Genomic DNA, 25,986 nt, shown 5'->3' on the forward strand with positions numbered 1-25,986 from the left:
GGTTTCGGGGTAGGGGCGGTAGTTGTTGATGCCAATCACCAGGGCATAGGTTTCGGGTTTGGGCATGGGTTGGGCTAAACCCATCCAGCACCCCACGCCCAGCCCTACAAGGCAGGGAATTGGCCAGCCCCCAATGCGCCCCATGCAAAGCACCGCCAGAGTAAGTTGCCACCCTTCATTCTCCAATGTTAGATGGAGATGAAAGCAAGCTAAGCAATGCAGGAGACGGCGTTAACCCAGCGAAAAAGGTGGATTTGTAGTATATCACGGTACAAACCCTTTTTTCATCGGCTTTTTATTGTCCTGAAGGACACAACGCCTAGTGCAATTGGCCCCAATCTCTACTAGATGTTGCGTTTTGGAGTTATGACCAGCCCTATGCCGCAAGATTGGAGTTTCCTGTATCCGCGCCGCGATGGGGGTTTGTGGGGTGGATAAGCCGAGCCCTACCCCTTCTCGGCGACGGGGGCTATCACCCCATGTTCGCAAAGCCCTCTGGCGCACCGGACTGGTGGTGCTGGTGATGGTGGTCTCGTCGTATATCTTGAGCAACAACCTGCTGGGACCTTTTGGCGCCTTTATCAAGGGGCCGCAAGGGGCTTCGCTGGACCGTCTGACCCGGGTGGTGCACCGCTGGGGTTCGCCGGTTCCCATTCGGGACTTTCCGCTGGTGGTGTTGGTGGAGCTCGAGCAGCAAAGTATCGGCCAGCTCAGCCCGGACAGCTATGTGTTCAACCGGGGCCAACTGGCCCGCCTGACCCAAAAAATTCTGACCTACACGCCCAAAGGCATCTTCCTGGACTTCGACCTGCGCCACCCCAGCAACGAAGGGGGGGTGCTGTCGGCGGGAGACCGGGAGTTGCTGGCGTTGTTGAAGCAAATCCAAACCCCCTTACTGCTGCCCGACACCGAGGTATTGGGTCAACCGCTGGGCCGCCTCAACCCCAACCTCCACGCCGTACAAGCACAGGTTTTCTACGATAGCGACGGGCAAACCCGAAAAATCCCCCGGCCCCAATCCGGCCAGCCGGTAGCGGCTTCGCTGGGGCTATATTGCCTGGGGCTGGGTATAGATTTACAGGACGGCAAGCGCTGCCAGCAGGCGGTGGCCTCGGGCAGCCCAAAAGCCGACGGTAAGCGCATCATTTATCGCGAAATACGGCGCTTCAGAGCCCATACCCAAGGCCGCCAGCTCTGGCCCAACCTGGTGGTGATAGAAGGGCTGGATTTTTTGAACGATGGGCTGGTGCAGTCCGAGGAAACCCAGGGGGCTTTGTTTCTGGTAGGGCGCACCTACCCCAAGGCCGATGACGTCCACTTCAGCGCCATCGGGCCGGTACAGGGCATTGATATTCATGTGAATGCCCTCCTGACCCTGGCCACCTATCGCAGTTTTTCCGAAACCCTGGGCTGGGGGCCAGTGCTTCTGTTGGTGCCGCTGGTGGTGTTTCTGGCCCTCTGGCTGACCTATTCCATCACCGATGGCTGGCTCAAGTCCAGCCGCTTCCAGGGCTTCGTGCAGGCCCTGATCGAGACCGCTATCGCGGCCTGGTTTTTGTTTTTGGCCGGCGTGCTGATTTTGCAGTACACCGGCCATTTTCTGGACTACCTCTACCCAATTGTGGCCTTCCAGATGGGCGCTTTACTCTTGAAGCTATTTGCCGGAGGGAAAAAAGATGAAAGCAAAACCAGCGATAAAGGCCAGGAAGTGGCCGATAAACTCAAGGAAATCGTGGAGGGCACAGGGGATGGTTAGGGTTTTCCTGGCCCTGGCTTTTTTGGGTTCGCTGGGGCTGGCCGAGCAGGCCCGCCTCGAGCTGATGGGCAAGGCCAGGCTCGAGCGTCCCGACCAGACCGTACAAACCTACACCCGCAGCGGCGGCCCCGCCCTGGTGCTGAACCTGGAAGCCGGCGACCGCCTGTGCATCACCGCGGGCAAGGGACGGCTTTTGTACGGGGTGCGGGCTTTTGCGCTGGAAGCCAGGGGAGCTGCTTGCTTCGAGGTGGCCCGGCCCAAGTCGTTCTGGCAGAACCTGGTAGCCAGTTGCCAGGACATTGGGGTCTGCAAAAAACAGGCCGAAGTAGCTTTTATCAAAGAAGCCAAGAGCCGGGGTACGGAGGGGAGCGTACCGGTGTTGTACGTGCCCACCGACTACAGCCTGGAGACCCTTTATCTGGTGGTTGCTGCCGGACAATCCCTGCGCGTGCTCGACAGCCAGCAAGAACTGGCCCAAATCGAAGTGGGTCGTGAGGGTTTTGCGGTTTCCAGCACTCTGCTCAGGAGGGCTACCCGCATCGAAGCAGTCAATCGCTCAGGGGTAGTGGTCTATGCCGCTCCGGTGCGCTGGGTGCATTTCGCCAGCGAGGTCACGGTGGAAAACCCCCTCGAGGCCGCCCTGGCCCTCTGGCTCACCGGCCAGATTGGATACGCCCCTGCCGCCTACAGCTACCTGCTGGCTGCTGGAAGTACCGAGCTAGCCCGCATCCTGGAAGCCCAGATGCGCCAGGAGTTCCGGGGCACTTACCGCTGAAGGTCGTTTTGTTCGTCGAGACGCGGCTATGAGCCACGATCGGGAGCCCAACAATCCAGAAGGTGGGCTATCGGTATCGTGCTATATCATCGGCGCTGGCTTTAGCTGGAACTTTCTACCTGGTAGTTTCCTATCAGGAAAGATAGGCGCTTCACCTCATACCGGATTCAAAAAGACAGTTCACAAAACCAAAAAACCCATAGGTTGTCTTTTTGAATCCTAGAGGACTCCCTTCGGTCGGGTTGATTCGTTACCGAATGGTAACGAATCAACCGAATCTGGTATCATAGCCCAGCGGCCGAAGCACCCCCCCTATGGCGATTGGCAATCAGCCATGTGCTGTGGGCTAAAACCTCCCAACACCCCGGCAAACCCGCACCGTTTCTGCTACCCTACTCGGCATGGAGTTTGCGCTCAACTTCTTGCTGATTGCGGGGGGGATTGTACTCCTCTACTTTGGGGGCGAAACACTGGTAAAAAATGCGGTGGTGCTGGCCCACAGTTGGGGCATCAGCACCATCGTGGTGGGCCTGACGGTGGTGGCCTTTGGTACCAGCAGCCCCGAGCTGGCCGCCAGTCTGGCTGCTGCGCTCACGGGCAGTCCGGACATCGCCATCGGCAACGTGGTGGGCTCAAATATCCTGAACGTGCTGCTCATCCTGGGGGTCACGGCCCTGGTAGCGCCCATCCGGGCCCAGGCCCAGTTCATCAAGCGCGAGGTGCCCATCATGATCGGGGCGGCTTTGCTGCTGTTTTGGTTTTTGTACTTCGACCAGCAAGTAAGCCGTCTGGAGGGGCTCTTGTCGGTGGTCTTGCTGGGCCTGTACATCGGGTTCCTGTACCGCAGCAGCGCGGGGGAAAGCGCCGAAGTGCAGGGCGAGTTCGACCAGGAGTATGGTCGGCCTGTTCAGGCGAGCTGGCAAACCTACGCAGGGGTGGTGTTGGGGCTGGTGCTCCTGGGGGTGGGGGCCCGCCTGCTGACCATCGGCGCGGTGGAGCTGGCCCGGGCCTTTGGGGTTCCTGAACTTATCATTGGCCTGACCATCGTGGCCCTGGGCACCAGCCTCCCGGAGGTAGCCGCCTCTATTACCGCCGCCTTGCGTCGCGAGCCGGACATCGCGCTGGGCAACATTGTAGGCTCCAATGTCTTTAACATCCTGGGCATCCTGGGCATTACGGCCCTGGTACAGCCCGTTGGCCTACCCTGGGAGAGCATCCAGCGCGACCTGTGGGTGATGCTCGGGGCCAGCGTGCTCCTGTGGCCTTTCCTGGTCACCGGGTTCCGGCTGGGCCGCAGGGAAGGGGGTGTTTTTCTGGGGCTGTACGTGATTTATGTGGCCCTGCTCATCCGAACGGCCACCTAATGCGCCGCTGGCTGGTGAATGCGGGCCAATAGGGCCATGGCTCGCTCCAGAGCTAGGCGCATATCCTTGCCGGTTTTGGCAGCTTCCTCGGCCCCCATCAGAGTTTCCAGGGCCTGGACAACGGCCTCAGCCGTCATCTTTTTAGCAAGGAGGAGGGTTTGCTTGGCCGCGTAGGGGTGCATACCCAGGGCGCTGGCAGCCATGCCCTCTCCTAGCATGGGGTCGTCCTGTAATAGCGCCCAGGCTCTGGCCACCCGCACATACTGCCAGGAGAGTGCCCCCAGGATGCGCAGGGGATCTTCACCCCGCTCGAGCAGTTCTCGGGCATACTTGAAGGCCTGGGTGGGCTTGCCTTCTGTGATCGAGCGCACCAGGTCAAAGCCCGATATGGGGGCATCCAGGGCCGCCAGGGCCTGGACTTTCTCGAGCGTAATGGGGGGCGACACCAGGCAGAGTTTCTTGAGCTCCTGCTCGAGGGCCTCGAGCCCCATAGCGGGGTTTTCGGCGCTGCCCTTACCCCCCACCAAGCCTGCCAGATACGATGCGATGGCCCCCGGCAGCTTGAGGTCGTAGTGGCGGGCGCGGTTGATGACCCAGTTGGTCATCTCCTTGGGGCCGGGGGTGGGGTGGTCGCGCTTTTGGGCTTTGTCGGCATACCATTTGCTGCGGGCCGCCGTAGGCCGGGGGTCGAGCAACAATACCACCGCATCGGGTGGCACGGCCTCCAGCACCTCCCTGAGGGGCTTCCACTCGGTCTCGCTCAGGTCGCGCAAATCCACCAGGGCCCCGCCCGGCCCAAAAAGCCCCCCGCTGGCCTCCTGGGCCACCAGGGCGGGTTCGGGGGGCATCATACGGGGGGCCAGACCCTGCAAGCGAGCCTCTTGCAGCAGGGCCTCACGGGCCAGAAAGCTATCGCCGGTAAAAACCTGAATCATGCCCAGAGGCAGGATACCAAAAGGGGGTCCAGGGGTCAGGGGTCAAGAGCCTCCGACAAAAAGTCCTCACCCTGTTGGAACCAACCCGAGGTTTTCTGGGCTCTTTAGCACAACGAAACTAAAGCACGGCCTTTGCTTTCTTACTGTTTCAAACCACAGGCTCGAGCGCCGCCGCTTCAGAAGAAGACTCCACCCGCGCTGGCGGTGTTTCACCTGCTGTTGCGGGTTTATGCCCGTGCTTGTCCGACTTTTCAGCTTCTGGTTTGACCCCCTGGGTGCTGGCGTATTCCCACCAAAGCTGTAAAAGCTGGGGCTCGAGGTCGGCCACTACCCCCTGTAGCCGGGTTAGCTCGTTGCGGGCCAAGCCGCTGTTGATGACCACGCTCACGGGCTTCAAGGTGAACTTGGCCCAGGTATCGCCGTCGCGGGTCACAAAAATGTGCGGTTTTTCCTGGGCGCTGCCCGACTTGACATAGAAGCGAAAACCACCCCGGCGCATGAGCGTCAACATGGCTAAAGTTTAGCGGCCCCTGGTCTGGCTTGCGGTGCTTCTGACCATCCTGGGCGTTACACAATCCTTGCATAAACCAGCCCACCCTCGTACTGGCTGTTTTCGTATAGATTGAAGCCTGGTGGACAACCGCCTGCGGCTTCTGTTGATCGTGGCCCTGTTGGGCAGCTTCGCGCTATATAGCTGGCGCGGTCTGGGCGAGGTATTCCGGGAGCGCGGGCGCTACACCGATGCGCTGGGGCTCATCCCCGCCGCCACCCCTCCCCTGCGCTTTGGGGTACCGTCGCTCCAGGAGTTGGCGGTGCGCTACCACCTCGAGCCCGCCCAGGCCACCTGTGCGCTGTGCCACATCGGCCAGGAAAGTGCCAAACAGCTCAATCCTTTTGGCCGGGACTATCAGGTCATCGTGCGCCGCATGCTGGATGAAACTGTGGCTGCCGACAGCCCCGAAGCCCGCAGCATCTTTCAGCTCAACGCAGTACAGGTTCGCCAGGCTATCCAGGAAGTCACCCAGGATGGGCTCGACTCCGACGGCGATGGTTTTGATAATGACCTGGAGCTGCTCTTCGGTTTTTGGCCCGGCGAGGCCCAGTCCAGGCCCAGTCTGAGCCCCCAAACTTTACTGGGCTACCGTGCTCAACTGCGTCAGCTTGCCCAGAATGGGCAGCTAGAAGCCCTATTGCGCGGGCAATCCCCCACCGAGGCCACACCCAACTTCTGGGGCTTTAGCAAAAGCCAGCTACCCCTGGTGCGGCCAGAGCGGCTATGGCTCTACCAAACTGCCCTTATGCCAGACTCAAAAAGATAGTTTTCAAAACCGAAGACCCCAGAGGCTATCTTTTTGAATCCCAGAGCACACCCCTCCCGAACGGTCGGCGAAGAAAGCGTCTCCCTTCCAAGGGGCGGTATCGCCCTCCGCTACGCGGATAACTTCCAAGGGGCGGTATCGCCCTCCGCTACGCGGATAACTTCCAAGGGGCGGTATCGCCCTCCGCTACGCGGATAACTTCGGTCGGGTTAGTTCGTCACCAAAGGGTGACGAACTAACCGAATCTGGTATTCCCAGCAACCAGCCCCCCATCTCGTAGGGGGCCAACGGAGCGGTGCAGACCTAATCTGCAGCCTGGGGCCGTGGGGTTCCCTTTTGCTCGCCCCGCAGAAAAAACAAGAGACCCAGCCCAAACGGAATGAAGGCCATCCAGAGGTTAGGGTACGGGTAGAAGAGGGCCAGGGCCAGGAGACCCATCACCCAGCTTTCCCAGCGTTGTAAGGGGTGGCGGGTGTAGCCCACCGTCGCTGCTGCCAGGAACACAATGGCCACAGCGGTAAAGAAGAAGCGCTCGAGAATAATCAGCCAGCCCTCGATCCCCGGTACGTTCTGCACAATCGGCAAGACCAGCAAACCGGTTCCAGTAAAGGAGAGCAGGAAGAAAAAGCCGATGATGTACTTGGCCAGCGCCACCCGCGCCGCATACACCCCGGTCAGGATGGGGTTGGTTTTGAACACCGAGGCCGCCGCATAGCCAGAAAGCGCCACCGGTGGGGTCACGTCGGCCAGCACCGCGTAGTAGAAGAGGAACATGTGGGTGGCTAGCGTTGCGGCCAACACGGCTTGTTGGGGCTCGAGGCCATACCCCTGGAAGTTAGAAGCGGCAATTTTAATGATGGCCGGAGCGGTCAGCGAGGCGGTAAGCACGTAGGTTGCCGTCGGCGGCACACCCATCCCCAAAATCAGGCTGAAGAGGGCAGTCACCAGGGTGGCCAGCAACAGGCTTTCCCCCGAGACCTGGCCCAGAAAGATGGAGAACTTGGAGGGCAGGCCGGTAATCACCATCATGCCGAAAATTAGGTTGGCCGCCACAATGGCCGAGCCAATGGGAATCAGCTGGCGGAAACCTTCAGCCAGCCCCAGCGCAATCGGTTCGATAGCTCCCCGCAGCTTACCTGTGGCAATAGCCGGGTAAACGAAGGTGCCCAGCAAAAGCCCCAGCACCGCCAGCGTTACAGGCAGAACGGGTATTCTGCCCAGGTCCCAGCCTGCCAGCAGGGGCAAAAAAGCACCCCCCAGGGCCAGCCCAATACCCAGGGGTAAGCCCACCTTATAGGCCGGGCTCCGCATGGCCTCGGCCAGGGGTGCAGGCCTTAGAGTGGGGTCGAGATAGCAGACCAGGATAAAAGCCAGGGAGGCCAGGTACACTGCGGTCGAGACCTCCGTACCCAAAAAGAGCATCACCACGATCAGGACGATGGGCACAAAGATGGTGCTGTAACGAAGAGCATAGCTACGCCGCAGCGTTTCGTCTGCTCCCACAGGAGGCAGCTTGGCCTTGCGGGCGTAGAACTCGTTAAAGGTCAGGATGCCCAGCAAGTACAAGAGCATGGGCCCAATGGCCATGATGACCACCCACAGGTAGCTGATCTGCAAGATTTCCACCATCACAAAGGCGATGCTGCCCAGCACCGGCGGGGTGATCAGCGCAATGGTGCCTGCGGTCGCCACCAGACCCGCTGCGATCATCTTGTCGTAGTTGGCTTTTTCGTAGAGCGGCTTGGTCAGGGTAGCCACAAACTGAGTGTCGGCAGCCCCCGAGCCACTGAACATGCCCATGAAGACCGAAGCAATGCCGGTCACCCGCCCGGGCGTTTGTGGGGTGCGGCCCACCATCGCCAGGGCCATGTTGGCCACCACCCGCCCTAGCCCGAGCGCACCTATCAACCCCGAGAGAATGGTGAAGTAGACCAGGTATTTGGCCGATACCCCGGTGATGAGACCATAGATACCGGCCTCGGTTTCGTTGTAGGTCTTGCCCAGGATCAGGTCAATACCGTTTTTGGCCCCACGGAACGTACCGGGCACGTACTGGCCGTACATGTTGTAGGCCAGGAAAATAAGCACCAACGAGGGCATAATGGGGCCCAGCAAACGAGAGACCAGCCCCAGCACCAGAATGATAATGCTGAAGGACATGGCCATATCCCAGCCCGCCGGGATGACTGCTCGGTTGACCAGCTCTTCGTAATAGCGCACCTGGTAGGCCCAGGGCGCGATGGCCAGCAGCGCAGCGGCAATATCGGTATAGCGGCGCATCTGCGGCAACAAAGCCGGTAGCACCGCCAGCGCCCAGGCCAGGGTTCCCATCAGCTTGCCAGCCAGTGGAATATCCACCCCCGGCACATTGGGCACCCAGAAGGTGTAGAGAAAAGGCAGGGTGAGGGCCGCAAAAACCCATGAGCCCACCGTGCGCCGAGCAGCAGGAAGGCGAGAGGTAATCAGGTACCCTGCTACCAGGAGCAGTAGAACGTGGGTAGCCCGGCGCAGCTGTACCTGGTCAAGGATGCTGATATCCAGACGGCTCAGCGGGGTAAAGGGATGTACCACCAGATACATGCTAAAAAGCGCTGCAACAAGCAAAATTACCCAGATGACCCGCCCCATCCGAGTGGTTCGGCCCGTACTGTCCTGAGGTATTTCCATGAAGCCTCCTAAAAGCCGGGTTGGTGAGCGTGATTATATCTCGCTTTTTGGTCTGCGTTTTTGCACATAAGGGCTCGAGGTTTTCTCCATTGGCCGGTCTTTTTGGCCAGTGCGGGCCTCGAGAGCCGCTGGAAGGCCCAAGGTGGGACTAAGCACCACAAAGCCTAAAGCACGCACTGAAGGTGGCGGGCGCTTTGAGAAAAAAGCTCCCCCAAAAGGCTCGAGGGAGCTTCGCAATAACGCTTGCTTTACTTCAGGGCCCCGGTTTCGCGCAGGTAGCGCAAAGCGCCCGGGTGGAAGGGAATCGCGACTTTCTGGTTGACCAGATCCACGGTGTTCTTGATGGTGGTATCGCGGGCCGCGGCGGTAGCGGTAACCAGAGTTTGTAGATTACTGAAGACGGCTTTCATGATGGCAGCAGCCAGGTCGTCGGGCATGGAGGCTGGGCAGAGGAATAAGTTGCCTGTGTAGAGCGCAAACACATTGTCCTTAGTGCCATAGGCTGTTTTGGGCAGTACACCCGTGGTAATGATGCCGGGGAACTCCTTTTGTAGGAGTTGCGCGGTGGGGCCGGTGCGCGGCGAGTCTACCAGCTTGATCTGGTCACCTTTACGAGCCAGGCTCTGGGCAAGTTCAACCACACTGGCGGTCGGCACACCACCCACCCAGAAGTAGGCATCTATGGTGCCTTCCGAAAGAGCTTTGGCCGACTCGGCTGCGGGCAGGCGCTCCCGCTTGGCAAACTCACGCACATCCACACCTGCACCCTTGAGCACCAATAAAGCCAGGTTTTCGGTGGAGGAACCGGGCTGGCCAGTCGAGACCCGTTTACCCCGCAGGTCACCCACAAACTTGATACCCGACTTTTCGGTGGTCACAATGTGAATCAGGCTCGGATACATGTAGAACATGATGCGCTGCATGTCGGCCTTGCGCTGGGTGAAGCGCGGCTCCTCGCCGGTGTAGGTGACCAGCGCGGAGTCGGTGGTGGCCAGGGCGCAGTAGTAGGTATTGGAGCGAGGGTCGGTGCGGTCTCGCAAAAGCAGAATGTTATCGTAGGAGCCACCGGTCTGTTGGGCAGTGGCATCGGCCACACCCGCCTCGCTTAGCAGCTTGGCAATGGCTTGCCCATAAAAAAAGAACACCCCACCGGTGCTACCGGTAGGAATAACCACCCTGGGACGCTGCTGGGCCAGGGCAGTCCCCAGCACCAGAACCAAGAAAATTACCCACAGTTTCCACAGCTTCATTGAAAGACCTCCTGAAGACCGGATCAAGACAGGCTTAATTGACCACCCCAAACACCGCTTTAGCCCGATGTGTTGTGGGTTATGCTTCCGGCTGTGGACAGTCTACATATTTCATGTAACATGTCAAGGGGCAGACGCCATAATGTCCGCAGATAGAGCGCAACCCAAAACATAAAGTTGGAGTGAAGCCCGTTTATGTCCTGTAAACCCAAAGTTTGCACTTTTCAGAAATATCCCTATCCAGAGGCCAAAGCCAAAGGCCGAAAGCACTCTGTCTGCGGCATGGGACTCGAGGCCTGCAACCATCGGCTCAAACTGAGCGACAGCCCAAAGACCCTGTTGGCCAACCCTGACGGTTTATGAAGCCGCGAGTCAAACTGCAATCCGAACGCCTGGCCGACAAGGCCTATGCCATATTGCGCACCCAGATTCTGAAGGGGGAGTTGCCGCCCGGCCATGCCTTGAGCGTCCCCGAGCTATCCCGCCAACTCGGAGTCTCACGCAGCCCGGTGCGCGAAGCGGTGCTGCAACTGGTAGCCGATGGCCTGGCCCAGGAGGAAGCCCGCAAGGGCGCGGTGGTTGCCCACTTTGGCCTCGAGGACGCGCTACAAATCCTGGAGGCTCGAGAGGCGCTGGAGGTGGCCTCGGTGCGACTGGGGGCCACCAGGGCCACCGCCAAAGACCTGGCGCTGCTGAATCATGTTTTGCAAGCCCAGGCCAAAACCATCCAGGAAGCCGACCTCGAGGGCTATCAGGCCACCGACCTTAAGTTTCACAAACTGCTGGGCACCCTGAGCCACAACCTCGTACTGGAGCGGATGGTGGGGCTGCTCAAGGATCAGTCGCACCTGGCGCTGGAATCGGCGGCCCACGACCTGGCCCAGCTCGAGCGGGGATACCTCGAACACCAGGCCGTACTGGCAGCCCTCGAGGCCCGCAACGCCCCACAAGCCGCCAGGGCATTACAAAAACACTTCAAGCGCATTCGGGAAAGCCTGGAAAGCTGGCTAGCCTCCGACCAAACACAACCCTCCACATCAAAATAAACTGACCCGCCGGTCAGTTTAGGGGTATGATGGGCGGGTGCTAGCGCTGGCCTTATTACGTGACCCCAGATATAGAACATACTGGATTGCGCTATTTCTTTCGCAGCTAGGCACCTGGATGCAAGCCGCTACCCAGGGCTGGCTGGTGCTGGAACTGACCGGCAGCGCCGAGCGGCTGGGTCTGGTGGTGGCCTTGCAGTTTCTACCCTCGTTGCTCTTCTCGATTCCAGCCGGGGTACTCTCAGATCGTTACAGCCGACGCAACCTGCTCTTCATCACCCAGGGCGGCATGGCGGTGCTGGCTTTTGGCATGTTCGCCCTGATCGTGACCGGGCTGGTGCGCTATGAACAGGTGCTGGTGTTTGCCTTTCTTTACGGGCTGTTCAATGCCATGGATTTGCCGGTGCGACAGGCCTTCACCGTGGAGCTGGCGGGCAAAGAGCGCTACCCTGGCGCCATCGCTCTGAACTCTTTTGGCTTCAACACCTCGAGGCTCGTAGGGCCGGCCCTGGCCGGGCTGCTCATTGCGGGTTTTGGCCTTTCCTGGAGCTACCTGGCCAACGCGCTTTCCTTCATTCCGCTGATTGCGGTTTTGTTCATCACACCCAGCAACAAACCACAGCCCCAACACAACGGGGTTGTGGAGGATGCCCTCGAGGGCTTGCGCTTTGTCTGGGGGCACCCCCTGGTGCGGCAGGTGGTGGTGCTGGTAGGGCTGACCAGCTTGCTGGGCATGAACTTTCAGACCATCGTGCCTTCGTATGCAAGGCTCGAGCTCGGCCTCGATGCGCAGGGATTCGGTTTCTTGATGTCGGCGGTGGGCCTCGGCTCCATCGTAGCTGCCCTGGTGCAAGCCATCGCTTCCAGGGCCCGTCCCATGCGGGCCGTGTTGGGCAGCATGATTCTGGGCGCCTCGCTGATTACCCTGGCCCTACCCCTCCCCACCCTTTGGGTAGCGGTGGTGCTGGGCATCGGCGGACTGGGCATGATTACCACCATGCTTAATTCCAACACCACCGTCCAACTCATTGCGCCCGACCGCATCCGGGGGCGGGTGATGTCGGTGTACTCGATGGTCTTGCTGGGCTCCGGGCCGCTGGGGGCCTATCTTTCGGGCTTGCTGATCGATGCCCTGGGGGCCCGCTGGGGCGTGGCCGTGATGGGCTTGCTTACCCTCATGGCTGCACTGGTCATGATCCGCTTTCCCTGGCCCAAGGTGCTGGCCCCCACGCCGGCCCCCAAAGTGGAGCCACCCCCACCCACCCCCCAGGTTGCCTCGGACTGACCCGGCCTGGGTATGCTGTGCGAGGTGGAGATATTACCGGCCCTCGAGGCCCGATACCAGATGGCTCTCACGCCGCTTGTAGGTGGGGCCGAAGCCCGCACCTTTGCGGGCGATGGGTTGGTGTTCAAAATCTACCCACCCCAGACTACAGAACCTGGCGGCATCTACGCCGCCCGTCTGGAAGCCCTCAACATGACCAAAGCGGGGCTGGGCGAGTGGGTGGTGGAGGTCTACACTTTCAATCAGCACGGCATTCTGGTCACCAAGCGTTATCCTGGGGCCAACTTCACCCCCGAACGTTTTAACCAGGCCGCCCTGGAGGAGCTGGCCCGATTCTTCGTGCGACTGCACGCCATCCGGGAGCCCGGTGTGGTCAGCCGCTCCCGCTTGCAAGACCGCCTCAACCAGTTTGGCGGCACCCTGCACGACCTTCCCGAGGCCCAGCAGTTGGTGGGTTGGTTGCGGCAACATATTGAAGAAGTCGCCGGAACCCCCCAGGCTTTCTGCCACCGCGACCCCCACGCCGCCAACATTCTCTTGAAGCACCCCGAGGCCCAGGACGTGCCCGAAGCCCTGGTAGTGGACTGGGTGCGCGCCCAGCCCGACGACCCCGCCCGCGACCTGGCCATCCTGACCACCGGAACGCTGGTTCTGCTGGGCGAGGAAAAAGCCCTGGCTGCCTTGCAACACATTGTGCGCGGCTACCCGGAGCCCAAGGTGCTCTGGCGCCGCTTGCGCTTCTGGGTACCCCTTACCTACCTGCACGACATGCACTGGTTCCGCACCAAAGAACCCACTGGTTTCGAGGCTGCTGTAGCCGACAAGATGCCCAAGGCTCTGCGTTTCTACCAGAATTTCAGTCCTGAGTTGGCCTGAAGTATCCCAACGTGTATCCAAAAGCCTAAGGCCAAAGGCAAAATGCTGAGGATAACCTTGGTCATTTGCTCTCCCTTGCAACCGGGTGTTACGATTCAGCCACCATGAAACTGACGGTAGTAGACCACCCCCTGGTTCAGCACAAGCTGGCTATCATTCGGGATAAAAATACCGGCAACAAAGAGTTCCGCGAGCTGATGGAAGAAGTCACCATGCTCATGGCCTACGAGGCCATGCGCGACCTCGAGCTCGACCCCGTCACCATCGAAACCCCCCTCACCACCATGACCGCTCACATGCTCTCAGGCAAAAAACTGGCGGTAGTGGCCATTTTGCGGGCCGGACTGATTATGGTGGATGGCATTCTCAAGCTGGTGCCCGCCGCTAAGGTGGGCCATATTGGGCTCTACCGCGACCCACAGACCCTCAACCCGGTGGAGTATTATTGCAAACTCCCCGCCGATATCGCCGAGCGCAGGGTCTTCCTCACCGACCCCATGCTCGCCACCGCAGGTAGCGCAGTACACGCGCTCTCAATCCTGAAAGCCAAGGGGGCCCACCACATCAAGCTGATGAGCATCATCGCCGCCCCTGAAGGCATCAAGCGGGTACAGGAAGCACACCCCGATGTAGAAATTGTGGTAGCGGCTGTGGATAGCCACCTCAACGACCACGGCTACATTGTGCCGGGCCTGGGCGATGCTGGAGACCGGATTTATGGTACCAAATGACATCCCGGCCCTTCGTCTGGCCAAGATATTGGGTTGGCCCCGTTTATTGCTTCTGGCTCAGGCAAAGCCTGGAAAAACGCGCGCATGCAGCCCCATTCCTCACCTGCACGCGATAAGCTAAGGCGATTGGAATGACCGAGTTTCTAAAATCTATCGGCATCGCCAACCCCACCGGTTCGGGCTGGTTGATTGTGGTTTTCACATTTGTGGTGGCCTGGACCGTAACCTGGCGCTTTATGCCCAGGGTGCGACAGTTTGCCCTCAAAGTGGGCTGGGCCGATCAGCCCAATGCCCGCCGCCTGAATAAGGAACCCCTGCCCAATGCCGGAGGTTTAGCCATTTTTGCTGGCGTGGTGGCAGCACTGGTGGTAGCCACTGCCCTGCGCCCCATTCTGATTCAGGAAGTGCAGGTACAGGTACTGGCCATTTTGTTGGGGGGGGCCATTCTGGTACTGGTGGGTTTTGTAGATGACCAGTTTAGCTTGCCACCGTTGTTTCGACTCCTGGTGCAGTTTTTGTGTGCCCTGCTGCTGGTTGCTGTTGGCATTCGTTTTAATGCCGCGTTCGGAACAGCCCTCGATCCATTCTGGGGTACGGCGCTAACCATATTCTGGGTAATGGGCATAACCAATGCGGTGAACCTGATGGATGGCGTAGACGGTCTGGCCGGAGGAATTTCTTATATCACCGCCATGAGCTTGCTCGCCGTTTCGGCCCAGAACCCCCAGTGGGCGGCAGCCACCCTGGTACTGGCCGCACTGGCAGGAGCGGCTTTGGGTTTTTTACGGCACAACTTCTTCCCTTCCAAGATCATCATGGGTGATGCCGGCGCCTATTTCTTCGGCTATGTGCTGGCTGCTACCGCTTTGTTGGGCAGCCTCAAGGTCACGACGGTTTTTTCACTGGTTCCTACCGCCCTGTTCTTGCTGCTGCCCATTCTGGACACTTCGCAGGTGTTTATCCGCCGCCTTCTCAAGCGGCAAAACCCCATGTCTACCCCCGGTAAAGACCACATCCACCACCGGCTCTTGGCCCGGGGCTTCTCCCAGCGCCGTACCACTGTAACCTTGTGGATCATTACACTGGCCCTGAACTTGGTCGCTATGTGGGTTCAGGGGGTCAATTATGCTGTAATTGCGGTAACCGCTATCGGCACTGCATCGCTGCTGGGTTTTACCGTCTGGCGCAAGCTACGGGCGGTGTGGAAAGAGACCGCGCAGTAGCCCCAGGGAAACGCCTAGCTCGAGGCCGAGGTATAACTCCGCAGGGCAAAGCGCCAGAAAACCCTGGAAAACAGCAGCAAAAAGAGGGCAATCAGAAGGGCCAGGCCCAGGTTTGCTGGGGTCAGCCGACCCAGCGCAGCTTCCGCGGGTACGGTAGTCAGGAAGGCCACCGGCACCACAAAAGTGAAGATGAAGCGGTAAGCTACTGGAAAAGCCTGTACAGGGAAGCGCCCAGCCTCGAGCAAAGCCCGCAAAACCTCGGTGGCGTTGGCCACCTTGACAAACCAGATGCTGCTGGCACTAATGACAAACCAAAGGCTATAAAGCATTACGAAGGCCACGGCCAAAAGGCCAAAGCCTACCCCGTAATCGGCCGGGCCCAGCCCCAGACGGTAGCCTGCATAGAACCAGAGCATAAGCCCAATGATCCCATCGCTCAGGCTCCAGGGTGCAAGGGTGCGAAAAGATAGCCAGAACTGGCTATCCAGCGGCTTTAGGAGGACAAAATCGAGGGTGCCTTTTTGCACCTGTTCCACCACCCGGTTAAGGTTAGGCGAGAGTAGGGTGAAGGCAAAACTATCCATCATCAGGAAGGCAGCCAGCACCAGCAAGGCTTCCTCGAACTTCCACCCCCCTGGCTGATAGCCCCCCTGGTAGAGCAGGGAGATCCCAAACAGGCTGCCGGCAGCAGCGCCTAGGGCCGAGAGCGCGGCCAACAAAAAATTGCCCCGGTACTCGAGCTCTGCCGCCAGGGCCGTCCCCCAGAAGCGGCCCAACACCCGCAGGTAGCGCATGGGTTAGTTTATCAAGTGGGTCTACAGGTAATTTGGACAGGTTTTTGCCAGCAGAAATGTCGCATGTCTCAGGTCTCAGGTCGCAAGTCCTGATACTTTCAGCCTTTGGCTTTGGGCTCTTGGCTCTTGCATTGACCAAGGATTCGCTTCCTCTCCCCTATCCCCTAAACGGCCCCCCACGCCACACCACCGGCCCAATGATTTTGACCGGGTCGTCGCGGCGGCGCACCACCGGCGGTACACTACGGCGGGCCGGATAAAACACAATGTGCTCGCCTTCTTCCTGGTAGCGCTTGATGAGCAGCGCTTCGTTGAGACCGTCCCAGGCCACCACCACATCCCCGGCCCGGGGCATCCGCCCGGTATCCACTGCCACCCGATCCCCCGGCGCGATGCTCTGGCCCATGGCCCGCACGCTCTCCGAGACCATGCAATCGCCGTTGACAGCAAAGACCCGCACGTTTTCGGGCCGCACCCCCAGTGCCCTTAAGTCTTCCAATGGAATCGAGACTAGGCCCTCGCTGGTTGGGGTGTTCTGGTGGCCCGCCGAAGCGGTGGCCTGGACGGAAAAGGTAGCAAAGTGCAGCTCCGCTTCCAAGCGTTCCAGCCTCTTTAGGGCTTCGCCTTCCGCAAAATCTAACTCCAGCCCAGTAGCCAGGGCAAACTGGGGCCAGTTCCAGCCCAGCACCCGCAGCAAAGCCCGCAATTTGGCTGCGCCCAGGTCGAGGGTGGGGTGGATCAGGCCGCGCTCGAGGCGGCTGACCTCAGTCTGGTTGAGCAATCCCGAGGCCTGCGCTACCTGGGTTTGCGACAGACCCAGGCGCTGGCGCTGCTGGCGGATGGCGGTGGCCCAATGAGGGTACATGCAGGATTCTCCAAAATTATTTTGAGTCATTTTGATTAAGATTCAATCTTTCCAGGCATATTGACTAATCAGTTTTTCTTAGCTAGCCTAATATATGTCTGTATTTTTGTAAATAACATAACACATATCTTAACTTCCCTTCAAAGCACAGGTGAAACATGGAACCAGCCCAGTCCACCACCGACCTGCTCTCCCGACTCGAGCCCTGGCAGTTCTTCGGGGTGATGGGCGCGTTTGCTGTCGCAGGGGCATTGCTCAAGGTTCTGGTTGAGAGCGTGCGGAGCAAGTTCTGGAAGCAGGCCCTCCGCGTACTCAGCAGCGCCTTCTGGGGCACCCTGGCGGCCATCCTGGTTTCGGACTGGCTCACCCTCTCCCCCAAGAGCCTTCTGGTGTTGGCGACGCTTTTAGGCTGGGTCGGCTTTGAGGCCACCCTCGGCAACCTGCTAAGGTTAGTGGGCAAAAAGACCGACTTGAAGCTCGAGGCCCCCAAGCCCCCTCGAAAGAAGCCCCGCAGCAAAAGCTCGGCAAAGTAGCCACAGCCCCCTTCAGCCAGGAGCCAGGCTCACTTTGAGCGTAAACATAGGCCGTTAGCATGAATACTATGCAACTTGGCTATTCCTTTTGCCCCAACGACACCTTTATTTTTTACGCCCTGGCCCACGGCAAGGTGGCCACCCCCTTCCCCATTACCGAACGCCTGGAAGACGTGGAAACCCTCAACCGCTGGGCCTTGCAGGGCCAGCTTCCCCTCACCAAAATCAGCTATGCCGCCTACGGACGCTTGCGCGAGCAGTACGTGGCGCTGCGGGCCGGAGGCGCGCTGGGGCGGGGGGTGGGGCCGCTCCTGGTAGCCAAGTATCCGCTGGGCGAGCTACAGGACAAAAAAATTGCAATTCCGGGCCAGAACACCACTGCGTTTCTGCTGCTGTCCTTGCATAGCCAGGGCTTTGTGCCGGTGGAGATGCGCTACGACCAGATCATGCCAGCGGTAGCGCAGGGTGAGGTAGACGCCGGGCTCATCATCCACGAGTCGCGCTTCACCTATCACCTGCACGGCCTGCAAAAGGTGCTGGACCTGGGCGAGTGGTGGGAAGGGCTGACCGGCCTGCCCCTGCCCCTGGGGGCCATTCTGGCCCGGCGCGACCTGGGTACCGAGACCATTCGGGCCATAGACCGGGCGGTGCGACAGAGCCTGGAGTACGCCTACGCCCACCCAGAAGAGACCGTGGCCTACATCAAGCAGCACGCCCAGGAGTTACAAGACGAAGTGATCTGGGCCCATATCCACACCTACGTTAACGAGTTCTCGCTGGACGTGGGGCCTGAAGGCGAAGCCGCAGTGGCCGAGCTGTTCCGGCGCGGCGAGGCAGCCGGGCTACTTCCTGCATCCCGCCTGCCCAACTTTGCTTGAACCCAGTGCAGATTAGGGCTGCCCCAATAGCGAACAAATTGTGTCTAGTTCAATATTCGTTTGCTTAGTGACACCGTCTGCAAATCTACCCCCAGCAGGTATATTTCTTGCTATCTGTATTCTCAATCAGGAATGTCTGCGCGATAGAACCGCTAAATTAACAGCCATGACGCCGGAGTTCATCGCCACCCTGCCCCCTGAAGCCAGAGCCGAAGCTGAGCGGGTATTCCGTAGCTTTTCGGCCCGGCGGAGCAGCTACGTGTGCTACCCCGAAGACGAGGCCAAAACCTTGTACTTTGTGATGGACGGTTGGGTGCGCTTGTTTCAGCTTGGACCCCAGGAGGAGGAAATCACCCTGACGGTGGTGGGGGCCGGGGACATATTTGGTGAAGGCGCTTTGTTGCCCGGCGAGCGCTACGGGGTGTTCGCCGAACCATTGGTGGACTCTGAGTTGCTCTCGGCCTCGAGGGAAGACCTGCTGCGCCTTACCAGCCGCTTCCCCGAAGCTCAGTCCGCTTTTGTGCTGCTGCTTTCGCGCAGGCTGCGCAAGGCCGAGGAACGCCTGCGGGACTTGCGCTTCAAGGAGGTGCTGCCCCGGCTGGCCAAAGCCTTGCTCTCGGCCATGCGCAAGGGCGAGGAGGGCCTGGAAGTAACCCTTTCACACCAGGACCTGGCCCACCTGGCCGGTTCGACCCGCGAAACCATTACCAAGGTGCTGGGCGAGCTAGCCATGGACGACGCTATCGAGCTGGGCTACCGGCGCATCCTGATCCTCAAGCCCGATATACTCAAGCGGGTCTCTTCGTAGAAAATAAACCGCCCAGGCAGCGCGACCGACGGCCCAGGCGAATGTTTTTCTTACACCCTGCCCCGGCCTTCCTGACCCGCACAGCGCTAAAAACCACCGCACATCACGCTGTACCCCCTAAACAAGCTATAGAATCCCGTAGTCATGCCCGATGCCCTGTGTCAGTTTTTGCCTTATCGCCTCGAGCACCTGCCCGCCGTGCTGCGTACCCCCAGAGAGGTTCCACGGGAGGCCTTGAGCGCCGGGCTGGTGGCTTACCACAAGCGCCTGGGTGCACCTCCGGCCAGCCTCGAGGCCGCCCAGCGCCTGGCCCACCCCAGGAGCCGGGCCATGGTCAGCGGTCAGCAAGCCGGGCTACTGACCGGGCCCGCCTACACCTTCTACAAGGCCCAGGCTGCGCTCAAGCTGGCCCAGGAATACAGCTCCGAGGAGCAACCGGTTGTAGCAGTCTTTTGGGTGGCCTCACAAGACCACGACACCGACGAAATTCGCAGTGTGGAACTGCTGGACTTCGAGGAGCGGGTTCACCGCCTGGAGCTACCACTCCCCCCCGCACACCCCGCCGGGCGCATTGCTTTCGAAACCTACTTTGCCCAGGTTTGCAACCTGCTGCGGCCTTTTGACGGCTATCCCGAGGTGCGCGAGCGCATCTGCCGGGCCATGCGGGGCAACTGGAGCTATAGCGAGGTCTTCGCCCGGCTGATGCTGGAATTTCTGGGGCCGTATGGCCTGGTGCTCTTCGACCCCATGGCCCCAGAGCTGGCCCCTTTGTTTGTACCGGCCCTGGAGCGGGAAATTGCCGACCCCCTGGCGTCTTCCCAGGCCATCAACCGAAGCGCGCAGGCCATGAAAAAAGCCGGCCTCGAGCCGGTACTGGGCCGGGGTGAGGCCGCCACCAATTTGTTTCTGGAAGGCCCGGACGGCATCCGCCGCCTGCTGCGTTTTCGCGACGGACACTTTGAGGATGGCGAGCGCAGCTACTCACCCGCCGATCTGCGGGCTTTGCTGGCCCAAGACCCCACCTGCCTGACCCCGGCAGCGGGCCTGCGGCCAGTGCTCCAGGACGCCGTGCTCCCCACCGCTGGCTTTGTGGTGGGGCCGGGGGAGCTCAAATACGTGGCCGAGCTGGGTGGGGTCTATGCGCTGCACGGGCTGGAACCCCCCGCTGTTATCCGCCGGATGGGGGTGACTGTTCTCGAGCCCCCCATTGAGCGCATCCTGCAGAAGTATGGCCTCGAGGCCTGGGCTTTCCAGGCCGACCCCGAAGGCGCCTTCAAGGCCGCCCTGGCCCAACAAGACGCGCGGGTACAGGCCATCCAGGCCCATTTGCGGCGCATTGCCGCCGAGTTCGAGCAGGTACAAACCCTCCTCACCGACCCCACCCTCAGCCGCCCTCGCCACCGCGCCCAGGTGCGCGTTCAGCACGAGCTCGAGCGGCTAGAGCGCAAAATACTGGACAACGCCCTGCATCAGGAGAACACCCTGGGGGCGCAGTTTGCCCGGCTGCAGCGCCACCTGGCCCCCGCAGGCCCCCAGGAGCGGGTCTATCCTTTCCTGATGTACCTGCTCAAACATGGGGAGCGGGTACTGGATAAGCTCCTGGAACTACCCGCAACGGGCAACCATACGCTCAGTCTGAGTTAGCGTTGAAAGCTCAAAGCCCTTTGATCTACTTGATCTACGACGCGCGATCTGGGACATGTGGCAGGGTATTGTCCTCCCAGCAGCGGCGTTATGGTGATTTATATCGGATTCAAAAAGACAGTTTACAAAACCAAAAACACCAGAGGCTGTCTTTTTGAATCCTAGAGCACACTCCTCCCTTGAGTACCGGCGCTAGCCGGGGGCCGATGGCCCTTCACTGTCGGTCGGCGAAGAAAGCGTCTCCCTTCCAAGGGGCGGTATCGCCCTCCGCTACGCGGATAACTTCCAAGGGGCGGTATCGCCCTCCGCTACGCGGATAACTTCGGTCGGGTTAGTTCGTCACCAAAGGGTGACGAACTAACCGAATCTGGTATTACCCAGACTCCTAAGCCCTAGGCACCTGACCACCCGTTACCTCAACGCCAGATGAACACCGCGGCTCTCAGCCCAAACGTATACTGAAAGACATGCGGCGCGTCTGGATGCTCCTGTTCCTGCTCTTGGGAGCCGCTCACGCTCAACAGGACTTGCTGCTGCGGGTCTTGCTCACCGAAGCTCCGGCGGGCAGCATTCAACTGGGGCCGCACCAGCGCAACAGCGCCTTCGGTAGCCAGGATTTTGGCGCTGGTACGTTGCGTGTCGCGGCTGGGGCAGGCGAGGTACTCATAGACGGCCAAAGCGCCGGACCATGGGTAGAATTCGTAACTACCGATGGTTTCGCCCTGGGAGAACGCAGCTACCGCGGCAACCTGCTGGCGGTGTGGCAGGCCGGGCGGGTACTCTTCATTAACCGGGTCTGGCTCGAGGACTACCTGCTGGGGGTTGTTCCCAGCGAGGTTCCGGCCTCTTTTCCGGAGGCGGTGCTGCAGGCACAAGCCATTCTGGCCCGCACTTTTGCGCTCTATCGACTGAACCCTCAGGGCCTCTACGATCTCTGTGCTACCGAACGCTGCCAGGTGTACCTGGGACGCTCAGTGGAAACCCCCCGCCACACCAGTGCGATCTACGCGACCCGCAGCCTGATTGTCAGCTTCAACCAAAAACCCATCACCGCTGTCTACCATTCTGACTCGGGCGGCTACACCGCTGCCTCGGCAGAGGTGTGGGGCAGCAGTGTGCCCTACCTGGTCTCGCGCCCCGACCCTTTTGCACAGAGTCCAAGTAGCACCTGGAGCCGCACCCTCTCACCCGCAGCCATCGCCCGCAGTCTGGCCAGCCAGGGTATCCAGGTAGGCGCTGTGCAAGCCGTCGCACCCTTACTCGTCAGCGAAAGTGGCCGCCCTTTACGCCTTCGTGTTGTGGGCAGCAGCCGCAGCGTAGAGCTCGATGGCCCTCAGTCCACCCGCCTGTTGCGGGGCCTGGGGTTACCCTCCACCCGGGTGCGCTTCGATGGCTGGCAAGTATTCGGCCAGGGCAATGGTCATGGGGTGGGCATGAGCCAGTGGGGTGCGCGTGGGCTGGCCCTCCAGGGCTGGGATTTTCGGCAGATTCTCGGCTATTATTATCCCGGCACCTTCCTCAGCAGCTTCGAGGTGGTGGCCGGTTTGCAGGACAAACTCCCCCGGGCCGGATACCCTATATCCTGGGCCCACGCCGGTTTGGCCCCTGCAAAACCAGCGCCAGCTCTGGTAACCCGACTCTTCTATACAACTTTTGGGCCTGGTTGGTTTTAGGTTTTTTTGTCTACATAGCTTTTTTTGTTCGGGTGTGTCCCAAAATCAACCAATAAACCCAAACTGCAAATCCCCCAACCTCCCTCGGGGGCTATCGCCAACGAGTTACCGAGTTCCAGCAGGAAAACCGTTTGCGTCAGAGGGGCTGCTTCAAGTCAATTCGACCCCATCCACGAAGTCATATGCAAGGCCCCACTTTGGCCGCTCGTTGTGCAATGCAAAAGTCAGCCTTCGCTGTGTAGTCCGCAGTGAGCGCGGCTGCAAAACGAGTTGGGGGTGAGTTTCGACTGTGGTTGAAGCAGGGACGCACCTTCTCTGTTCCGACATCGGCTATCCACCAAAACCAAGCGATTTTTTTTCGCACCGTTATCAAACCACGGACCATGGATTATCAGCCATGAACCATTTGCCTTAAGCCTTCGGCTTTGAGCTTGCCACAATCCGAGTCAATTTACCATTCGCTTAACATTTTCTTGCTTATATTGAAGCATGACCCTGCGCCATGCGTTGCTCAGCAGTGTGCTGATAATCGGGATGGTCAGTCCGGCACTGGCTTCCCCCGCCCAAGATCTGTTCGACCAGGCCACCTTTCTTATTGGCTTTTACTACAACGGCCCGGCCAAAGTGCCCCCCTTCAGAGAACTCCGGCGGCAGTATCAGTCAGAGCTTGACCGGCTCTGCGCCCCCGAGCGTGACCGATGCGGCTTCGATAAGGCCAGGCAGGTCATCGCCCGCATCGTGCAAGACATTGCCGACCCCTTTACGGTGCTGATGACCCGCGAGCAGCTCATCGACGACCAGCGCTATGGGGCCGGTTTGGGGCCTGCGGCCCCCAGAATTGGGGTCTGGGTGCGCGAGACTCCCAGGGGGCTGGTGGTAAGCGAAGCCTTCCCCGGCGAACCCGCCTTCGAGGCGGGGTTGCGCCGCGGCGACCTGATTACCCAGATCGGCGGGCAACCCGCCACCCTGGCCCGGCTGAGCGCTGCCGAAACCGCTCGCAATGCCTTTAGCCTGAGCTACAGCCGCCAGGGCAATGCCCGCAATGCAAGCCTCACCCCCCGGGTGGCCGAGGCCACTATGCGGCCCCGCCTCGAGATCAACAACGGCATCGCCTACCTGCGGATTTACCACCTCTATAGCTCCGACGAATACTCCACCGCTCAGCGCATCCACGATGCCGCTCGTCAGGCCGAACAGGCCGGGGTACGGGGCATGGTGATTGACCTGCGCGACGCCCTCACCGGTTACGACTCCGAAGCCCTGCTGGGGGCCGCTGCCTTCACGGGCAAGGGGGGTTTTATCTACGACCGGCGCTTCCAGGGGCAGGACGAAACCCACACCGTCGAAAACGGCAAGCTGTTTGTACAGGCCGAAGGGGGCGACAAAGAAGAACAAAGCGCTGTAGAACAGCCTTACCTGGCACGTATTCCATTGGTGGTGCTGGTCAACCGCAACACCATCAACTCCGCCGAGATGCTGGCTTACTTCTTGCAGGTTGCAGGCCGGGCCAAGGTAGTGGGCGAGCCCACCGCAGGTGCCCTGGGCATGTCAGGCAGCGCCGAGGGCCCTTTGCTCAATGGCGAGTTTATTGCGGTCTCTTCGCTGCGAATGCGCAACCTGGATGGTTCGCCCTTCCCCCTCAAGGTAACCCCGGATGTAGCGGTAGTAGACGACCTGGATGCCCTCGTTGCAGGGCGTGATGTGGTGCTGGAACGCGCCCTGGAAATGCTGCGGTAGGTGGATGCTATGCGAAAACTGTTTGCAACCCTGGCCCTGGTGCTTGGCTCGCTCTCGCTGGCCTCGCCCGCCCAAGACCTCTTCGATCAAGCCAGTTTTTACGTGGAGTTCTATTACAACGGCCCAGCCACCCTTAACCTCAAGGAGCTCACCGCTCGCTACCAGAGCGAGCTCGATCGCACCTGCGCACCCCAAAAAGACACCTGTTCCTACGACCAGGCAGTGCCCATCATTCAGCGCATGGTCGGCGAATTGAACGACAACCACACCTACTACCTGAGCCCCGAAGCCCTGCGTGGCACCCGTGAGAGCCGCCAGGGCAACGCACCCTCCCGCACCCTGCGCATCGGCGTGACCCACCTACCCATTCCCGGTTCACGTGACCGCCTGGTAGTGGATGTGGTGGAGGGCGGCCCCGCCGACGAAGCCGGACTGGCCTACGGCGACCGCATCATCGCGGTCAACGGTCGCCCGTTAAGCGAGCTACCCGACGATAACCAGGCTGCTCAGTTTCTGGTGCAATCAGTCCAAACGGGCCGCCCGGTGGTGCTTACTATCCTGCGTGGGCCCCAGCGCCAGCGCCTCGAGATTACCCTGACGGGCCGTGAGATCAACCTGGCCCGTTTCCCTTCGCTCAAAATGCGGCCCGACGGGGTGGCGGTGCTCAAAATCCCCGACTTCGATGCCCAGGGCCAGGTGGGCCGCCGCGTACACGAGCTGGTACGCGAGGCCCAGCAGAAAAACGCCAGGGCGCTCATTCTGGAATTGCGTGGCAACAGCGGAGGCCTGCTCAACGAGATGATCTACTCGGCGGCGGCCTTCCTGGACGAGCCCTTCGTGGCTCTGGTAGACCGTTACCAGACCGAGCGCACCGAGTTCCGCATCCGCGATGGGCGCTTTATCGTGACCCGCAACGGCCAGAGCGAAAACGCCAACCTGCCCAGCCTGGCCCGTTGGCGCGGCCCCCTGGTGGTACTCATAGACGAAAACACCGCCTCGGGCGGGGAGTACCTGGCCTCCGCCATTCAGAAAGCCAGGCTGGCACCCCTCGTGGGGGTCGCTACCCTGGGCATCGGGAACACCACCACCCGCCCCCTCAACCTGATTAACGGAGGCGCCCTGAGCATCTCCTACAACCGGGCTTTCTTTGCCGATGGCTCCCCCTACCCCGCCAAGGCCACCCCCGATTTTGTGGTGGAGAATTCCCTCGAGCAACTCGCCAACAACGGGCGCGACCTGCCGCTCGAGAAGGCCCTGGAAGCCCTGGGCATCAAAGCCAACCGATAAAAGCGAGGGCAGGGTGGGTAGTACCCACCCTGCTCGACGCGATGCTGCTTTACTTTACCAACTCCACCAGGGCCAGTTGCGTGCCATCCCCCCGGCGGCGCTCCGCCAGCTTGAGGACGCGGGTATAGCCGCCTGGACGGTCGGCGTATTTGGGGGCTATTTCTTCGAATAGCTTCTTGACCAGCTTGGGGTCGTGCAGGTCGCGCAAGACCTGGCGGCGCAGGTGGTTACGCCGGGCATAGGCGGCCAGCTCTTCAGGTGTAGCCATGCGCTCGCCTTCCTGCAGGGGCAGTTCCTTGCCGTTCTTATCCTTGCGCTTGGTAAAGCGCACATTGTCGGGCACGGTTAGGGTGGGGGCTTTCTTGGCAGCGGAAATCAGGTTATCCACATAGCCCGCCAGTTCTTTGGCCTTGGGGATGGTGGTGGTGATTCTACCCTCCTCCGAAAGCAACAGGCTCTTGGCAAGGTTGCGGAACAGAGCCACGCGATGCGAGGAGTTCCTGTTAAGTTTTCTTCCAGCTTTCTGGTGACGCATCTTTG

At 60.3% G+C, this 25,986-nt stretch carries 23 protein-coding genes; 16 read left to right on the forward strand and 7 right to left on the reverse strand.

Annotated features, from left to right (window positions below; all coding sequences use genetic code 11):
- Positions 1-430 precede the first annotated feature (430 nt).
- The 3 genes from Mhypo_RS08150 to Mhypo_RS08160 all read left to right on the forward strand — a co-directional run bounded on the left by Mhypo_RS08150 (position 431) and on the right by Mhypo_RS08160 (position 3,895).
- The gene (locus Mhypo_RS08150) at positions 431-1,756 is read left to right on the forward strand and encodes a CHASE2 domain-containing protein (RefSeq protein WP_170148252.1); all 1,326 of its coding nucleotides are present in this window, start codon (positions 431-433) and stop codon (positions 1,754-1,756) included.
- A complete protein-coding gene (locus tag Mhypo_RS08155) occupies positions 1,749-2,531 on the forward strand; it encodes a hypothetical protein (RefSeq protein ID WP_119340809.1) in 783 nt (260 codons plus the stop codon). The genes Mhypo_RS08150 and Mhypo_RS08155 overlap by 8 nt, the downstream gene beginning before the upstream one ends.
- Before the next feature lie 401 nt (positions 2,532-2,932).
- Complete coding sequence (locus tag Mhypo_RS08160) at positions 2,933-3,895, forward strand: calcium/sodium antiporter (protein ID WP_119340810.1); 963 nt, start codon at positions 2,933-2,935, stop codon at positions 3,893-3,895.
- On the opposite strand, the gene holA is transcribed toward Mhypo_RS08160, so the two are convergent.
- Both holA and Mhypo_RS08170 read right to left on the reverse strand, forming a co-directional pair.
- On the reverse strand, positions 3,892-4,830 hold the full coding sequence (gene holA / locus Mhypo_RS08165) for a DNA polymerase III subunit delta (protein ID WP_119340811.1): 939 nt from the start codon (positions 4,828-4,830) through the stop codon (positions 3,892-3,894). The genes Mhypo_RS08160 and holA overlap by 4 nt on opposite strands.
- 148 nt (positions 4,831-4,978) lie before the next feature.
- The gene (locus tag Mhypo_RS08170; protein WP_119340812.1) at positions 4,979-5,341 is read right to left on the reverse strand and encodes a DUF4160 domain-containing protein; all 363 of its coding nucleotides are present in this window, start codon (positions 5,339-5,341) and stop codon (positions 4,979-4,981) included.
- 121 nt (positions 5,342-5,462) lie between these two features.
- Between Mhypo_RS08170 and Mhypo_RS08175 the strand changes: the two genes are divergently transcribed.
- Positions 5,463-6,149, forward strand: coding sequence for a hypothetical protein (locus Mhypo_RS08175; protein ID WP_119340813.1), 687 nt, complete (start codon positions 5,463-5,465; stop codon positions 6,147-6,149).
- 303 nt (positions 6,150-6,452) lie between these two features.
- Here Mhypo_RS08175 and Mhypo_RS08180 read toward each other — a convergent pair whose 3' ends face one another.
- Positions 6,453-8,816, reverse strand: coding sequence for a TRAP transporter permease (locus Mhypo_RS08180; RefSeq protein WP_119340814.1), 2,364 nt, complete (start codon positions 8,814-8,816; stop codon positions 6,453-6,455).
- Between the two features lie 248 nt (positions 8,817-9,064).
- Positions 9,065-10,066 (reverse strand): TAXI family TRAP transporter solute-binding subunit, encoded by a 1,002-nt coding sequence (locus tag Mhypo_RS08185; protein WP_119340815.1) that lies wholly within the window; start codon positions 10,064-10,066, stop codon positions 9,065-9,067.
- Between the two features lie 359 nt (positions 10,067-10,425).
- Between Mhypo_RS08185 and Mhypo_RS08190 the strand changes: the two genes are divergently transcribed.
- The 5 genes from Mhypo_RS08190 to Mhypo_RS08210 all read left to right on the forward strand — a co-directional run bounded on the left by Mhypo_RS08190 (position 10,426) and on the right by Mhypo_RS08210 (position 15,227).
- On the forward strand, positions 10,426-11,112 hold the full coding sequence (locus Mhypo_RS08190) for a GntR family transcriptional regulator (RefSeq protein ID WP_119340816.1): 687 nt from the start codon (positions 10,426-10,428) through the stop codon (positions 11,110-11,112).
- Positions 11,113-11,149: 37 nt separating this feature from the next.
- Positions 11,150-12,397 carry an MFS transporter gene (locus tag Mhypo_RS08195; protein ID WP_119340817.1) on the forward strand — a complete coding sequence of 416 codons (1,248 nt, stop codon included), beginning with the start codon at positions 11,150-11,152 and terminating at the stop codon, positions 12,395-12,397.
- Between the two features lie 12 nt (positions 12,398-12,409).
- Positions 12,410-13,273, forward strand: coding sequence for a phosphotransferase family protein (locus Mhypo_RS08200; protein WP_119340818.1), 864 nt, complete (start codon positions 12,410-12,412; stop codon positions 13,271-13,273).
- 104 nt (positions 13,274-13,377) lie between these two features.
- On the forward strand, positions 13,378-14,004 hold the full coding sequence (gene upp / locus Mhypo_RS08205) for a uracil phosphoribosyltransferase (protein WP_119340819.1): 627 nt from the start codon (positions 13,378-13,380) through the stop codon (positions 14,002-14,004).
- A gap of 131 nt (positions 14,005-14,135) precedes the next feature.
- Positions 14,136-15,227, forward strand: a complete 1,092-nt coding sequence (locus Mhypo_RS08210; protein ID WP_119340820.1) for an MraY family glycosyltransferase — start codon at positions 14,136-14,138, stop codon at positions 15,225-15,227.
- A gap of 14 nt (positions 15,228-15,241) precedes the next feature.
- On the opposite strand, the gene Mhypo_RS08215 is transcribed toward Mhypo_RS08210, so the two are convergent.
- Together Mhypo_RS08215 and Mhypo_RS08220 are read right to left on the reverse strand one after the other, a co-directional pair.
- On the reverse strand, positions 15,242-16,021 hold the full coding sequence (locus Mhypo_RS08215; protein ID WP_119340821.1) for an ABC transporter permease: 780 nt from the start codon (positions 16,019-16,021) through the stop codon (positions 15,242-15,244).
- 157 nt (positions 16,022-16,178) lie between these two features.
- Entirely contained in the window at positions 16,179-16,886 is a 708-nt protein-coding gene (locus tag Mhypo_RS08220) for a helix-turn-helix domain-containing protein (RefSeq protein WP_170148253.1), read from the reverse strand.
- A gap of 158 nt (positions 16,887-17,044) precedes the next feature.
- On the opposite strand from Mhypo_RS08220, the gene Mhypo_RS08225 reads away from it, so the two are divergent.
- From Mhypo_RS08225 to Mhypo_RS08255, 7 genes are all read left to right on the forward strand, one after another.
- Positions 17,045-17,419 carry a hypothetical protein gene (locus Mhypo_RS08225; protein ID WP_119340823.1) on the forward strand — a complete coding sequence of 125 codons (375 nt, stop codon included), beginning with the start codon at positions 17,045-17,047 and terminating at the stop codon, positions 17,417-17,419.
- A 59-nt stretch (positions 17,420-17,478) separates the two neighbouring features.
- Positions 17,479-18,297, forward strand: a complete 819-nt coding sequence (locus tag Mhypo_RS08230) for a menaquinone biosynthesis family protein (RefSeq protein ID WP_170148254.1) — start codon at positions 17,479-17,481, stop codon at positions 18,295-18,297.
- 166 nt (positions 18,298-18,463) lie between these two features.
- On the forward strand, positions 18,464-19,105 hold the full coding sequence (locus tag Mhypo_RS08235; RefSeq protein WP_119340825.1) for a Crp/Fnr family transcriptional regulator: 642 nt from the start codon (positions 18,464-18,466) through the stop codon (positions 19,103-19,105).
- Positions 19,106-19,249: 144 nt separating this feature from the next.
- A complete protein-coding gene (bshC, locus tag Mhypo_RS08240) occupies positions 19,250-20,749 on the forward strand; it encodes a bacillithiol biosynthesis cysteine-adding enzyme BshC (RefSeq protein WP_119340826.1) in 1,500 nt (499 codons plus the stop codon).
- A 467-nt stretch (positions 20,750-21,216) separates the two neighbouring features.
- The gene (locus Mhypo_RS08245; protein ID WP_119340827.1) at positions 21,217-22,422 is read left to right on the forward strand and encodes a SpoIID/LytB domain-containing protein; all 1,206 of its coding nucleotides are present in this window, start codon (positions 21,217-21,219) and stop codon (positions 22,420-22,422) included.
- Between the two features lie 489 nt (positions 22,423-22,911).
- Positions 22,912-24,159 (forward strand): S41 family peptidase, encoded by a 1,248-nt coding sequence (locus Mhypo_RS08250; RefSeq protein ID WP_186814642.1) that lies wholly within the window; start codon positions 22,912-22,914, stop codon positions 24,157-24,159.
- 9 nt (positions 24,160-24,168) lie between these two features.
- Positions 24,169-25,446 carry a S41 family peptidase gene (locus tag Mhypo_RS08255; protein WP_119340828.1) on the forward strand — a complete coding sequence of 426 codons (1,278 nt, stop codon included), beginning with the start codon at positions 24,169-24,171 and terminating at the stop codon, positions 25,444-25,446.
- A gap of 49 nt (positions 25,447-25,495) precedes the next feature.
- Here the strand turns inward: Mhypo_RS08255 and Mhypo_RS08260 are convergent, their stop codons facing one another.
- On the reverse strand, positions 25,496-25,981 hold the full coding sequence (locus tag Mhypo_RS08260) for a bL17 family ribosomal protein (protein WP_119340829.1): 486 nt from the start codon (positions 25,979-25,981) through the stop codon (positions 25,496-25,498).
- Between the last annotated feature and the right edge of the window lie 5 nt (positions 25,982-25,986).

It is taken from the genome of Meiothermus hypogaeus, assembly GCF_003574035.1.
Lineage (GTDB): Bacteria > Deinococcota > Deinococci > Deinococcales > Thermaceae > Meiothermus > Meiothermus hypogaeus.